11 protein-coding genes are annotated in these 13,093 nt (G+C 71.4%); 6 read left to right on the top strand and 5 right to left on the bottom strand.

Features of this window, described 5'->3' with window-relative positions:
* Positions 1-18: 18 nt before the first annotated feature.
* From FFG40_RS07680 to FFG40_RS07695, 4 genes are all read left to right on the top strand, one after another.
* Positions 19-1,443, top strand: coding sequence for a PspC domain-containing protein (locus FFG40_RS07680; protein ID WP_185974130.1), 1,425 nt, complete (start codon positions 19-21; stop codon positions 1,441-1,443).
* An 11-nt stretch (positions 1,444-1,454) separates the two neighbouring features.
* The gene (locus FFG40_RS07685) at positions 1,455-1,763 is read left to right on the top strand and encodes a hypothetical protein (RefSeq protein ID WP_138802778.1); all 309 of its coding nucleotides are present in this window, start codon (positions 1,455-1,457) and stop codon (positions 1,761-1,763) included.
* Between the two features lie 154 nt (positions 1,764-1,917).
* Entirely contained in the window at positions 1,918-3,819 is a 1,902-nt protein-coding gene (locus FFG40_RS07690; protein WP_260678907.1) for an amino acid transporter, read from the top strand.
* Complete coding sequence (locus FFG40_RS07695; RefSeq protein ID WP_138802780.1) at positions 3,816-4,823, top strand: DMT family transporter; 1,008 nt, start codon at positions 3,816-3,818, stop codon at positions 4,821-4,823. Before FFG40_RS07690 ends, FFG40_RS07695 begins: the two co-directional genes overlap by 4 nt.
* A gap of 70 nt (positions 4,824-4,893) precedes the next feature.
* Here FFG40_RS07695 and FFG40_RS07700 read toward each other — a convergent pair whose 3' ends face one another.
* Positions 4,894-6,576 (bottom strand): long-chain-fatty-acid--CoA ligase, encoded by a 1,683-nt coding sequence (locus tag FFG40_RS07700; RefSeq protein ID WP_071246596.1) that lies wholly within the window; start codon positions 6,574-6,576, stop codon positions 4,894-4,896.
* 95 nt (positions 6,577-6,671) lie between these two features.
* On the opposite strand from FFG40_RS07700, the gene FFG40_RS07705 reads away from it, so the two are divergent.
* A complete protein-coding gene (locus FFG40_RS07705) occupies positions 6,672-7,598 on the top strand; it encodes an oxygenase MpaB family protein (protein WP_138802781.1) in 927 nt (308 codons plus the stop codon).
* A gap of 82 nt (positions 7,599-7,680) precedes the next feature.
* Here FFG40_RS07705 and FFG40_RS07710 read toward each other — a convergent pair whose 3' ends face one another.
* The 4 genes from FFG40_RS07710 to FFG40_RS07725 form a co-directional block, all read right to left on the bottom strand.
* Positions 7,681-8,670 carry an aldo/keto reductase gene (locus tag FFG40_RS07710; protein WP_138802782.1) on the bottom strand — a complete coding sequence of 330 codons (990 nt, stop codon included), beginning with the start codon at positions 8,668-8,670 and terminating at the stop codon, positions 7,681-7,683.
* Positions 8,667-9,233 carry a TIGR03086 family metal-binding protein gene (locus FFG40_RS07715; RefSeq protein ID WP_138802783.1) on the bottom strand — a complete coding sequence of 189 codons (567 nt, stop codon included), beginning with the start codon at positions 9,231-9,233 and terminating at the stop codon, positions 8,667-8,669. The genes FFG40_RS07710 and FFG40_RS07715 overlap by 4 nt, the downstream gene beginning before the upstream one ends.
* 641 nt (positions 9,234-9,874) lie before the next feature.
* Positions 9,875-10,435 (bottom strand): YceI family protein, encoded by a 561-nt coding sequence (locus FFG40_RS07720; protein WP_027464630.1) that lies wholly within the window; start codon positions 10,433-10,435, stop codon positions 9,875-9,877.
* 109 nt (positions 10,436-10,544) lie between these two features.
* Positions 10,545-11,102, bottom strand: a complete 558-nt coding sequence (locus tag FFG40_RS07725) for a hypothetical protein (RefSeq protein WP_138802784.1) — start codon at positions 11,100-11,102, stop codon at positions 10,545-10,547.
* Positions 11,103-11,999: 897 nt separating this feature from the next.
* On the opposite strand from FFG40_RS07725, the gene FFG40_RS07730 reads away from it, so the two are divergent.
* A complete protein-coding gene (locus FFG40_RS07730) occupies positions 12,000-13,004 on the top strand; it encodes an aldo/keto reductase family protein (RefSeq protein WP_071405490.1) in 1,005 nt (334 codons plus the stop codon).
* Positions 13,005-13,093 lie beyond the last annotated feature (89 nt).

The following is a 13,093-nucleotide window of genomic DNA, read 5'->3' on the forward strand; positions in this document are numbered from 1 at the left end:
GCCGGGATGCTGGTGGCCATGACCGATCACCAGCACGACTCCGCTCCCGGCACCGCCGCCGGCAGCGCCGACTCGACGACCCGGTTCTTCGACTGGGTCCGCGGCCTCGGCATCGCGCGCACCGACGACCGCTGGCTCGCCGGCGTGTGCGGCGCCGTCGCCCGCCGCACCGGGCTCGACCCCCTCGTGGTCCGCGGCGTGACGATCGTCGTCGCGCTGCTGGGCGGACCGGTCTTCCTCGCCTACGCCGTCGGCTGGGCGCTGCTGCCCGACACCGCCGGACGCATCCACGTCGAACGGATGATCCGCGGGGTCCTCGACCCGGCGCTCATCGCGATCGGCGCGCTCGTGGCACTGACGTTCGTGCCCGCGGCCCGGGGTCTCTGGTGGCAGGGGGTCCCGGACGCCTGGGGGATGCCCGGCTGGCTCGAGGCGACCCTCGCCACCGGGTGGAGCATCGTGCTCGTCGGCGGGATCGTGTGGCTCATCGTGGTCCTGGCCCGACGCGGGGTGGACGGTGATCTGTCAGCGAGCACTGGCACTGGCACTGGCACCGGCACCGGCACCGGCACCGGCACCGACCCGACCGCCGCACCGCGGGGCGACTTCTGGACCAGCCCCGAGGAGCCGCACCCGGCCCGGAACGCGTGGACTGCGGAGGCGACCGGCGCGACGGACGCGGGGCGGGCCTCCTGGCAGTGGGGTGCACCGCTGAGCCCCGAGGACCGGCGACGGCAGCACGAGGAGCGGATGCGCGCGGAACGCGAGCGGGCGGCCGAACGGCGGGCCGAGCGGGTGGAGCGGCGCCCCGGGGCGGCGTACGTCGCCGTGTCCCTCGGACTCGCACTCGTCGCCGGAGCCGGGGTCGCGTTCTGGGCGCAGCAGGCCGGGTGGTCCGTCCCGGTCCTCGGGATCGCCGCGGCGCTCGCGGTGCTGGCGATCGCCACGATCGTCGCCGGGATCCGCGGTCGCGACGACGACGTGCTCGGACTGTTCTCGACGGTCGCCGCGGTGGCCCTGGTGGTCACCGGGGTCCTGCCCGCCGGCACGCAGGTCTCGCTGATCGGCGGCACCACGTGGCAGGTGGAACGGGCCGCGTCGGGGACCGAACGGGACTTCGCGATGCTGGCGGGCGGTCCCACCCTGGACCTCCGCGGACTCGAGCCGTCGGCCGTCGGGGGCGACGTGAGCCTCTGGCTGGGCGCCGGCGGAGCCGAGGTGCTGCTGCCGACCGACCTGCCGGTGCGGGTCGAGGTGAGCGGTGTCGGCTACGGGATCGACACCGGCGGGGGCGACGACGACGGCACCGGTGGGGTGCTCCGGACCACCACGCTCGAGAACCGTGCGGCACGCACGGCCGACGCGGACGAGACGACGACGGTGCACCTGTGGATCCTCGGCGGTGGCGTCGAGGTGCCGCGGGCGATCACGGTTGGCGAGTGAGGAACGGGACGATGACGACGGACAGCACGACCAACGACAACCCGACGGACGACGGCTCGACGAACGACGAGGCGACTGCACCGGTGGCCTCCCCGGGCGCCCCGGACGGGCCCGCCTACCGGCCCCGACGCGGTGGTGCACGCTTCGGCACGATCCTCTGGGGCGTGCTGCTCCTGGTGTTCGCCGGAGCGATGGCCGTGAGTGCGCTGCCGATGTTCTCAGTGGACACCACGACCCTGCTGTTGGCCGCCTGCATCGCCGCCGGTGTGCTGCTGGTCGTGGCGGGGATCGTGGCGGCCCTGTCCCGCACACGGCGCTAGTCGGACCGCTCCGTGCACCGGGCTGTCCAGGTGTGCACGGGGGTCACCCGGACGGCTTAGCATCATCCACGTGACCGCGACAGACGCCGAGCGGGCCGCCCAGCGCGACGCCACCGAGCAGCCCCTCGACCGCAGCACCCGCCTGCGCCGGTGGATGCTGCACGGGGCCGACCAGGGCGCCTCGCACCAGGGCCCGCACCAGGTCGAGGTCGAGAAGACCCACCCGTGGTGGCGGGTCATGTGCCTGACCGGCGTCGACTACTTCTCCACCCTCGGGTACCAGCCCGCCATCGCCGCGCTCGCCGCGGGGCTGCTGTCGCCGATCGCGACGATCGTCCTCGTGCTCGTCACGCTGTTCGGGGCACTGCCGGTCTACCGCCGGATCGCCCACGACAGCTTCCGGGGCGCCGGGTCGATCATGATGCTCGAGAAGCTCCTGCCGTGGTGGGCGGGCAAGCTCCTCGTGCTGGTGCTGCTCGGGTTCGCCGTGACGGACTTCATGATCACGATGACCCTGTCGGCGGCCGACGCCACGGCGCACATCGCCGAGAACCCGTACACGCCGCACTGGTTCACCGAGATCCCGGTGCCGCTCACCCTGGCGCTGCTGCTCCTGCTCGGCATCGTGTTCCTGCGCGGGTTCAAGGAGGCCATCGGCATCGCGGTCGGACTCGTCGCGGTGTTCCTCGCCCTGAACGCCGTCGTCATCATCGTCGCCCTCTGGCACGTGTTCGAGAACCCGATGGTGGCCAGCGACTGGTGGTCCGGGCTGACGGCACAGCACAGCAACCCGCTCGTGATGGTCGGCATCGCCCTGATCGTGTTCCCGAAGCTCGCGCTCGGGCTCTCCGGCTTCGAGACCGGCGTCGCGGTGATGCCGCAGGTCCGCGGCGACGCCACCGACGAGACCAGCGACCGCCCCGAGGGCCGGATCCGCGGCACCAAGCGACTGCTGACCGTCGCGGCGCTCATCATGAGCTCGTTCCTCATCACGTCGTCGATCGTGACGACGTTCCTCATCCCGCAGCGCGAGTTCCAGCCGGGCGGCGGTGCGAACGGCCGTGCCCTGGCGTACCTGGCGCACGAGTACATGGGCGGGGTGTTCGGGTCGATCTACGACTTCTCGACCGTCGCCATCCTGTGGTTCGCCGGCGCGAGCGCGATGGCGGGGCTCCTCAACCTGGTGCCGCGGTTCCTGCCCCGCTACGGCATGGCACCGCAGTGGGCGCGTGCGGTGCGTCCCCTCGTGATCATCTTCACGCTCATCGCGTTCGTCATCACGATCATCTTCCAGGCCGACGTCGACGCCCAGGGTGGCGCCTACGCCACCGGCGTGCTGGTGCTCATCACGAGCGCCGCGGTCGCGGTGACGCTGTCCGCGCGCCGCAAGCAGCAGCGCAAGCGCACCATCGCGTTCGGTGTGATCTCGGTCGTGTTCGTCTACACCACGGTCGCCAACGTCATCGAGCGGCCCGACGGCGTGCGGATCGCCGCGATCTTCATCATCGCGATCGTCGTGGTGTCGCTCATCTCGCGCGTGCGGCGTTCGTTCGAGCTCCGTGCGTCGTCGATCGAGCTCGACGCGACCGCCAGGCAGTTCGTCGAGGCCGACGCCGACCAGTTCAGTTCGGTCTGCATCATCGCGAACGAGCCCGGTGCCGGCACGGCGGAGGCGTACCGGGCGAAGGGGCGCGAGGAACGCCGCGACTCCGGCATCCCGGCCCGCGTGCCGACGATGTTCCTCGAGGTCCTGCCGGCCGACTCCTCCGACTTCGAAGAGGACCTGGTGGTCGAAGGCCACGTCATCCACGGGTTCCGCGTGCTCAAGGTCCGCTCCGGCAACGTCCCGAACACCATCGCGTCGACGCTCCTCGCCATCCGCGACCTCGCCGGGGTGGTTCCGAGCATCTACTTCGAGTGGAACGAGGGCAGCCCGATCCGCAACGCCCTGCGCTTCGTGTTCACCGGCGCCGGCGACGTCGCCCCCGTCACGCGCGAGGTCCTGCGCGAAGCGGAACCCGAGGTCAACCGACGGCCCAGCGTCCACGTCTCGTGAGGCACGGACCGGGCGCGGGGTGTGCCTCCAGGCCCGTCGGCGGCCTGGCGGCGATCGCCGTCGCCGCAGCGGTCTGGGGCACCACCGGGACCGCGACGCACTTCGCGCCCGGTGTGCCGGCGTTCGTGTTCGGTGCGGTGACCTTCGGGCTCGGCGGCCTCGTGCTCGCCGCGACCGCGGGCCGGGGCACGCTGCGTGCCGTCGCCCAGCGCCGCACCCGCGGCTGGGCACTGCTCGGTGCCGCATCGCTCGTGGTCTACGCGGTTGCCTTCTACGCGGCCCTCGCCGACGCCGGGGTCGCGCTCGGTACGACCCTGGCCATCGGGTCGTCGCCCGTCTTCGCCGGCCTGGTCGAGTGGGTCGTCGACCGCAGAGGCGTCACCCGTCGGTGGGTCCTCGCCACCGTGGTGAGCGTGGTCGGCATGGTCGTCGTCACCCTCGCGCGCTCCGAGCACGACGGCGGCGGGCGGTCACTCGTGGTCGGGGTCGGCAGCGCCCTGGTCGCCGGTCTGACGTACGCGCTGTACTCGTGGGCGGTGGCGCGGGGGATGCACGCCGCGACGAGCCGGATGCCGATCGCCGTCGTCCGCGCGGAGTCCGACAGCATGCGTGTCGGCGGGGACGTCGGGGTCGCCGCCGCACGGGCTGCCCGCGGGCCGAACGAACGCGGGCTCGTCGGTGCGGTGTTCGGGGTGGCCGCGGTGCCGCTCGTCGTGCTCGCCGTGGTGGCGGGTGGGCCGTTCCTGACCGACGCCGACAACTGGCCGGTGTTCCTGTACCTGGCGCTGGTGCCGACGGTGATCGGCCACTCGCTGTACGCGCTCGGGCTCCGGACGGTGACGGCGTCGGTCGCGACGCTGCTGTCCCTGCTCGAGCCCGTCGTGGCCGCGGTGCTGGCGGTGCTCGTGGTGGGGGAGCGCCTGGGGACCGGCGGATGGGCCGGCATCGTGCTGGTGGTGGCCGGGCTGTCCGTGCTGGCACTGCCCGCGCGGCGCGGCCGCTGATCAGCGGCGGCGCGCGCTGACCAGCAGCGGCGCCCACGCGTCAGCCGGACCGCCGCCCGGCGCCCGCGCGTCAGCCGTCCAGGATCTGGTCCCGCACCTTCCGCCGCAGCACCTTGCCGATCATCGAGCGCGGCAGGTCCTCGACCACGACGACCCGGCGCGGCACCTTGTACGCCGCCAGGTGCTCGCGCGACCAGGCCCGGAGCGCGGCCCCGTCGAACGTCGCGGGGTCCTTCGGCACGACCGCGGCGACGACCTGCTCGTTGCCGCCCTGCGTGATGCCGACGACCGCGACCTCCTTGACGCTGGGGTGCTTCAGCAGGGTGTCCTCGACCTCGGACGGTGACACGTTGAAGCCGCCGGTGATGATGAGTTCCTTGAGGCGGTCGACGATCCGGACGTACCCGTCGGCGTCGATGGCCACGATGTCGCCGGTGCGGAACCAGCCGTCGGGCGTGAAGACCTCGTCGGTGGCCTCGGCCTTGCCCCAGTAGCCGCGGAACACCTGCGGGCCACGGACCTGCAGTTCGCCGGGCTCGTCGATGCCGAGCACCTTCGTGTCGTCGTCGGGGTCGACCACGCGCGCCTCGGTGGAGGACAGCGGCAGGCCGATCGATCCGAGTCGACGTTCGGGGGAGACCGGGTTGGCCATCAGGACCGGGGAGCACTCGGACAGGCCGTAGCCCTCGACCAGGTAGCCGTCGGTCCGGGCCTCCCACGGTTCGACGATGTCCTGCGACAGCGGCATGGCACCGGAGATGCCGATCTCGATGCCCTTGAGCGACACCTTCGCCGAGTCGGCCGCGTGCTGCAGCCGGGCATAGATCGGCGGCACGGCCGGCAGGAACGTCGGCGGGTGGCGCTTGATCGCCGTCAGGACCAGGGCGGGGTCGAACGCGGGGAAGAGCACGAGCCGCGAGGCCATGCTCATCGCGAAGGTCAGGCAGAGCGTCAGGCCGTAGGCGTGGAACATCGGCAGCACCGCGTACACGACGTTGTCGCCGCGGCGGATCTGCGGCACCCACGCCCGGGCCTGCGCGGCGTTCGCCAGCAGGTTCCGGTGGCTCAGCACCGCGCCCTTCGGCGTCCCGGTGGTGCCGGACGTGTACTGGATCAGCGCGACGTCGTCGGTGGCCGGCCGCGGGTGCCGCTTCGACAGCTTCCGGGTGTCGGCGAGGTCGTCCCACTTGACCGTGCCGCGCACCTTCGCCGTCAGCTTCGCGCGGGACTCGCGGGCCTTCGCGACCGGCAGCGCCAGGGCGAGCCGGGTGCTCCGGGGCATGGCCCGGGTGATGTCGACCGAGACGATCGCGTCGAGGTGCACGTCGGCCGGGAAGTCCTGCAGCGTCGCGACGGACTTGTCCCACGCGATGGCGACCTTGGCGCCGTGGTCCTCGAACTGGTGGCGGAGTTCCCGCGGCGTGTACAGCGGGTTGTGTTCGACCACGATCGCGCCGAGCCGCAGAACCGCGTAGAACGCGACGATGTGCTGCGGGCAGTTCGGCAGGACGATGGCGACGCGGTCACCCGCCCCCACGCCGAGCTTCCGCAGGCCGTTCGCCGCGCGGAGGATCTGCTCCTCGAGGTCGGCGTAGCTCGTGGTGCGCTTGAAGAACTCGAGGGCGACCTGCCTGGGGAACTTCCGGGCCGACTGCTCGACCAGGTCGTACAGGGAACCACTCTGTTCCTCGATGTCGTGCGGGACCCCCGGGGCGTACGAGGCAAGCCAGGGACGAGGCGTGTCGATGCTCACCCGACCCAACCTAGTGGGCCACCCCCGTGCACGCTGGGAGGGCCACTTTGCGCGATGGCACCCCCACGCCCAGGTGACGGACGGAACATGACGACATGTCCACTGTCTCCGATGTCTTCCGGTCCCGCCTCAACCAGACGTTCACGGGTGGTTCGACCGGCACGGAAGCCTGGATGGACGACCTGGAACACGGCACCGACGCGGGCTTCTTCGGTCCGGGCTCCGCCACGTGGGCGGTGCACGGCGGGAGCCACGGCATCGTCGCCGGCGTGCGGGCACTGCTCGTCCAGGCGCTGCACCCCGGCGCGCTCGCCGGCGTCGCCGACCACTCCCGGTACCGCGAGGACCCGTTCGGTCGCCTGGCGGGCACCAGCCGGTGGATCGCGACGGTCACGTACGGCGACCGGCAGACCGCCCGCAGCGGCAGCGACTGGGTCCTCCGGTTGCACGAGCGCGTCCGTGGGCAGTACGTCGACGCGCACGGCACCACCCGTCCCTACGCGGCCAACGACCCGGACCTGGCGCGCTGGGTGCACCTCGCCTTCACCGACGCGTTCCTCCGCGCCGCCCAGCGCTGGGGAGGCCCGATCCCCGGAGGCGCGGACGCCTACGTGCGCGAGTGGGCCGAGGCCGGGCGGCTCATGCGCATCGTCGACCCGCCCGAGTCCGAGGCGGAGCTCCGTGCCCAGATGAACGGGTACCTCGACCGCGGCGAACTCCTGGTGGACTCGCGCACCCGTGACGTCGTCCGGTTCATCAAGGACCCGCCGCTGTCCCGCCTGCTGCGACCCGGCTACCGCGCCGTGTTCCAGGGGGCGGTGTCCACGCTCGACCCGCGGCACCGCTCGCTCCTCGGCCTCCGTGCGCCGATCGTCGGCCCGGTGGAGCTGCCGGTGGCCCGCACCACGAAGCTCGTGCTCGACGGGATCGGTGCGGTGCTCGACGACCAGACCGGTTCCGAACGGGCCGCGCGGCGGCGCATCGCGCGCCTGCAGCGCACTGACGGCAGCGCGGTCGCCTGACCACGGCCGTCACCGCGACCACCTGACGGACGGGAGGCACGGTGCCAGCTGGCACCGTGCCTCCCGTCCGCTCGTGGGGGCGTCAGAAACCCGACGGCGCCCGGGGCGTGTACGCGGACTCGAGTCGCGTGACCTCGTCGTCGGTGAGCGTCAGCGACGCTGCGGCCACCGCGTCGTCGATGTGGTGCTCCTTCGTCGCGCCGACGATGGGCGCGGAGACCGCGGGCTTGCCGGCGACCCAGGCCAGGGCGACCTGCGCCATCGGGACGCCGCGCTCGGTGGCGACGGCCTCGACCGCGTCGACGATCGCGCGGTTGGCGTCCTCGTCCTGCTTGTAGAGGGTCTTGCCGAACTCGTCGGTCTGCGCGCGCGAGCCCGAACCGGACGCGTCCCAGGGGCGGGTGACGCGGCCGCGGGCGAGGGGGCTCCACGGGATCACGCCGACGCCGGTGTGCTCGCAGAAGGGGAGCATCTCGCGCTCCTCCTCCCGTTCGAGCAGGTTGTACTGGTCCTGCATGCTCACGAACTTCGTCCAGCCGTGGCGCTGGGCGGTGTGCTGCATCTCGGCGAACTGCCACGTCCACATGCTGCTCGCGCCGATGTAGCGCGCCTTGCCGGCCTTCACGACGTCGTGGAGGGCCTCCATGGTCTCCTCGATCGGCGTCACCGGGTCGAAGCGGTGGATCTGGTACAGGTCGACGTAGTCCGTGCCGAGCCGGGTCAGGGAAGCGTCGATCTCGTGCATGATCGCCGCGCGGGACAGCCCGGCGCCGTTCCGGCCGGGACGCATCCGGTTGAAGACCTTCGTGAAGACCTGGACGTCCTCGCGCGGGGCCAGCTCGGCGAGGAGCGTGCCGGTGATCTCCTCGCTGCTGCCGTCCGAGTAGACGTTCGCGGTGTCGAAGGTCGTGATGCCGGCCTCGAACGCGCGGCGGACGAACGGGCGGGCCTCATCGATGCCGACGCTCCAGGCGTGCGAGCCCCGGTCCGGGTCGCCGTACGACATCATGCCGAGGACGACGCTGCTGATCTCGAGCCCCGAGTTACCGAGGCGCTTCGTGTCGGTGGTCATGCTGTCACTCTGGCATCGCGGCCTGTGACGGCGAGCAGGCGGACCTGGAGCGGGTAGTCCTCGGTGACGTCGACCGGGGGTGCGTACAGGCCGGTGGCGGCGAGGTCCTCGATCTGCGGCTCGAAGTACTCCCACACGGCGCGGACGAGCTCGTCGGGCAGGGACTCCTCGGTGCCGGTCGCCCGGGCGAGGTCCCACGTGTGGATCGTGATGTCGCTCGTCTGCTCGGTGAGGTACTGCGCGGCGGGCACGACGTCGGTGCTGAGGTGCACGGGGGTGTCCTGCGGAGCGTTCCGCCAGGCGTCGGTGGCCGCGGTGGCGAACCGGTGCCACTCGGCCACCAGGTCGTCGCCGATCGGCTCGAGGTCGGACTGGGCCTGGGCGTAGTCGCACCCGGTGAGGAGCTTCGGGATCCAGCGCTGCTCGTCGACGACGTGGGCGACGAGGTCGCGGGTGCTCCACTCGGAGTCGGGGGTCGGGGCGTCCCAGTCGGTGACGGCGGCGACGCGGCGGCCGAACTCGGCTGCCGCGAGGGCCTGCATCGCGATCCAGTCGGTGGCCATGGTGGTGCTCCTGTTCGTCGTGCGGGCGTGTGCGCTTGGTGCAACTCGGGGTCCGGAGTGCGGATTCCCCGCGCTGTTGTCGTACGTGCCAACGTTACGCGGGGGCGGCGCTCGGCCGTCGCTCGTCCGGTCGTTCCCTGCTGGTGCGCTGCCGCTGCCGCTGCCGCTGCCTCGCCTCGCCTCGCCTTCGTACCGCTCCGTGCGCCCCTGTGCGCGAGCGGGCGAAATGCCGCACTTCTCCCCGCCGGGTCAAGGGCATTCCGCCCGCTCGACCGCGCTTCCGATCTCGGCCGGGGTCGCTCGCACCCTCCGCTCGAGTCCTTGCGCGAGCGGGCGAAATGTCCGGCGTGCCACAGAGATCGGCGTGGTGTTTCGCCCGCTCGTGGGCGTGGGCGTGGGCGTGGGCGCGCGGCGTGGGCGTGATTGCGGCGATCGGCCTCGACTTCGGTGCCCGTCATCGGCGAGCGGGCGGAATTCCTGACGAGCCAGGACGAAGCTCCGAGGCATTTCGCCCGTTCGTGGTCGGCCGGACCGGCGCGGGCAACGAAGAACGCCCCGACTCCGTGCGGAGTCGGGGCGTTCTTCTCGGGTTCGGGGAGTGCTGCTCGGTGCCCTCGGTCAGGCGTTGAGTCAGAGGTGGCTCAGGCCGCCTGGAGGACGAACTGGACGTCGAGGTTGATCGTGACGTCGTTGCCGAGCGTGAAGCCGCCGGCCTCGAGCGCCGCGTTCCAGTTCACACCGAACTCGGTGCGGTCGATCTTCGTGGTCGCCTCGGCGCCGAACTTGACCTGGCCGTAGCCGTCCGTGGTGAAGCCGCCGAGCTCGGCCTTGAGGACGACCGGCTTGGTGACGCCGCGCAGGGTCAGGTCGCCCGCGATGTGCAGGTCGTCGCCCTTCGCCTCGATGCTCGTGGAACGGAAGGTCAGCTGCGGGTGCTCTTCGGTGAGGAAGAAGTCGCTCGTCTTGAGGTGCTGGTCGCGCTGCTCCTGGCCGGTGTTGATCGACGCGACGTCGATGTTGGCCTCGACGGTCGACTCGAGCGGGTTCTCGGCGGTGACGACGGTGGCGTCGAACGTCTCGAACTTGCCCTTGACCTTGCTGATGGCGAGGTGGCGGACCGAGAAGGTGACCTCGGAGTGGGTCGGGTCGATCTTCCAGGTGCCGGTCTTGTAGCCGGGAACGGTGTCAGCGGTGAGCGTCATGGTGGTCCTTCTTCCGAACGAGAGTCTGCGGTGCGACGCGTTCCATGCGCCTGCATCGAGTTGATACTACGACAGTGTGCACCGTTTTGGTTGAAGCGTCAACCATTGTTCACCCAAGTGTCGCAAACCGCGTGTCATGCGCTCCTCTGGCGCCGACCTCGAGCAGTCGACGGACGCGGTGCACGAAACGCTCGACCCCGTGACCGAGGTCGTCTGCTGTTGCTCTGACGAGCCACCAGTCGACGTCCTTGAGGTGCTCGCCGCGCGTGAGGTCCTTCCGGAAGCTGGCTGGATCGGTGCGGTGCAGATCGCTCTCGTACTCGATCGCGACCCTGGCATCGGGGTAGGCGAGGTCCACACATGCGATCCACTGGCCGTCGACGACGACATCGTGGTTGAGCGCCGGTTCCGGGAGTCCGCGGCGGATGAGTGCCAGCCGTGTCCGGGTCTCTCCGGGGGACCGAGATCCCTTCCGGATCTCATCGAGCGCGAAGCGGAGCTTCACGATCCCACGGATGCCACGTCGTCGTCGGACGGCCTGCGCGAGTTCGTCGAGCGTCGTCCAACCGAGCCACCCCACGAGTGCATCGCCCGCGACGATGAGTTCGTCGAGCGTCAGCATCGAGCCCAGAGCGACGAACGTGTCGGCCGGAGTGGTCAGTGACACTCCTCGTGCGATCGTCGCGCGGACTGATCCGTACCGAGCCCGGTGGCCGACGGTGCCGCGAACCCGGATCGCTTGATCGGTCCCGATGGTCGTGACGTGCAACCGCTGGTCGCGTTCGAGGCGTCTGGGCAGCGGGACGCCGATGATCGCTGCTGCAGTGACGTGGCTGAACACCTGATCGGGGCGGAGCCGAGGAGCGAGCGCCCTCGCACGTTCCTCCACGGACACCGGTGGGAACCCCGATCGGATGCCGTGGAACGGGCGGATGAGATCGCGAGCGTCGAGTCGGCCGCGCGAAACGCCTCGGTGCAGCGCATCGCGGACTCGGAACGAAGCGTCGCGGAGTGCCATCGGGAGTCGCCTTCGTGCGGTCATGTCCACAGCGTGACGGCGAGCCGGTCTTGCGGACATGAGTCGGGCCTCCTTTGTGGATGGCTGGCTCGCTCTCGCCGCTGTGGAGGGACGGTTGCTTCCGCCAGCGGGCGAAACACCGAGCCTGCCGCCTGGCCGCACGGCGGTGTTTCGCCCGTTCGCGCGGCCCGCTCGCCCACAGGTCTGGGACCGTCGCTCGGGACTGCTGCACGGAAGCCGCCGCCGGGGTGGCGCCCGAGGCGAGCAGGCGAGTGGGCGAGCGGGCGACATGTCCGGGTGTGCCGTCGGGGCACTCTGGCATTTCGCCCGCTCGCGCGCGCCAGCCCTGCGCTCCCTCCTCGCGCACCCCTCCGCGCGCGCCACCCCGCGCTACCCCGCGCTGCCTCGCGCGCTCCCGCCTCCGGGCCACCTCCGCCCCACGCCCCGCCCGACGCCGCCTCACCCCGCTCCCGCCCGCCCACCGCGGCCCCGACAGGCACTCGCGGGACCCCTCACGTGCGCGCTCACTCCAGTAGCGTCGGGACCATGGAATTCAGGTACCTGGGCAACTCCGGACTCAAGATCTCCGAGATCACCTACGGCAACTGGCTGACGCACGGCTCGCAGGTCGAGAACGACGTCGCCACCCAGTGCGTGCGGGCAGCGCTCGACGCCGGCATCACCACGTTCGACACCGCGGACACGTACGCCAACACCGCCGCCGAGACCGTCCTCGGCGAGGCGCTCAAGGGCGAGCGGCGCCAGTCCCTCGAGGTCTTCACGAAGGTCTACTGGCCGACCGGCCCGAAGGGGCACAACGACGTCGGCCTCAGCCGCAAGCACATCATGGAGTCGATCGACGGCTCGCTCGAGCGACTGCAGACCGACTACGTCGACCTCTACCAGGCACACCGCTACGACTACGAGACCCCCCTCGAAGAGACGATGCAGGCCTTCGCCGACGTCGTCCGCCAGGGCAAGGCGCTCTACATCGGCGTCAGCGAGTGGTCCGCCGAGCAGATCCGCGCCGGTGCCGCACTCGCCAAGGAGCTCGGCTTCCAGCTCATCTCGAACCAGCCGCAGTACTCGATGCTGTGGCGTGTGATCGAGGGCGAGGTCGTCCCCGCCTCGAAGCAGCTCGGCCTGTCGCAGATCGTCTGGTCGCCCATCGCGCAGGGCGTCCTGACCGGCAAGTACAAGCCGGGTCAGCCCCTGCCCGAGGGCTCGCGAGCCACGGACGAGAAGGGCGGCGCGGACATGATCAAGCGGTTCATGCGCGACGAGGTCCTCGAAGCCGTGCAGCGCCTGCAGCCCGTCGCCGACCAGGCCGGCCTCACGCTGGCGCAGCTCGCGATCGCGTGGACCCTGCAGAACGAGAACGTCGCGAGCGCCATCGTCGGCGCCTCGCGTCCGCAGCAGGTCACCGACAACGTCAAGGCCGCCGGCGTCAAGCTCGACGCGGACGCCCTCGCGGCGATCGACGAGGCACTCGGCGACATCCCGGAACGGGACGCCTCCAAGAACGTGTCCCCGTCGTCGCGCCCCGCGTAGACGCGACCGACCGACGGACGGGAGGCCCGGTGCCAGCTGGCACCGGGCCTCCCGTCCGTCGTGGCTGCGCCCCTGACCACCGCAGCTGA

Source organism: Curtobacterium sp. KBS0715 (genome assembly GCF_005938005.2).
GTDB lineage: Bacteria > Actinomycetota > Actinomycetes > Actinomycetales > Microbacteriaceae > Curtobacterium > Curtobacterium flaccumfaciens.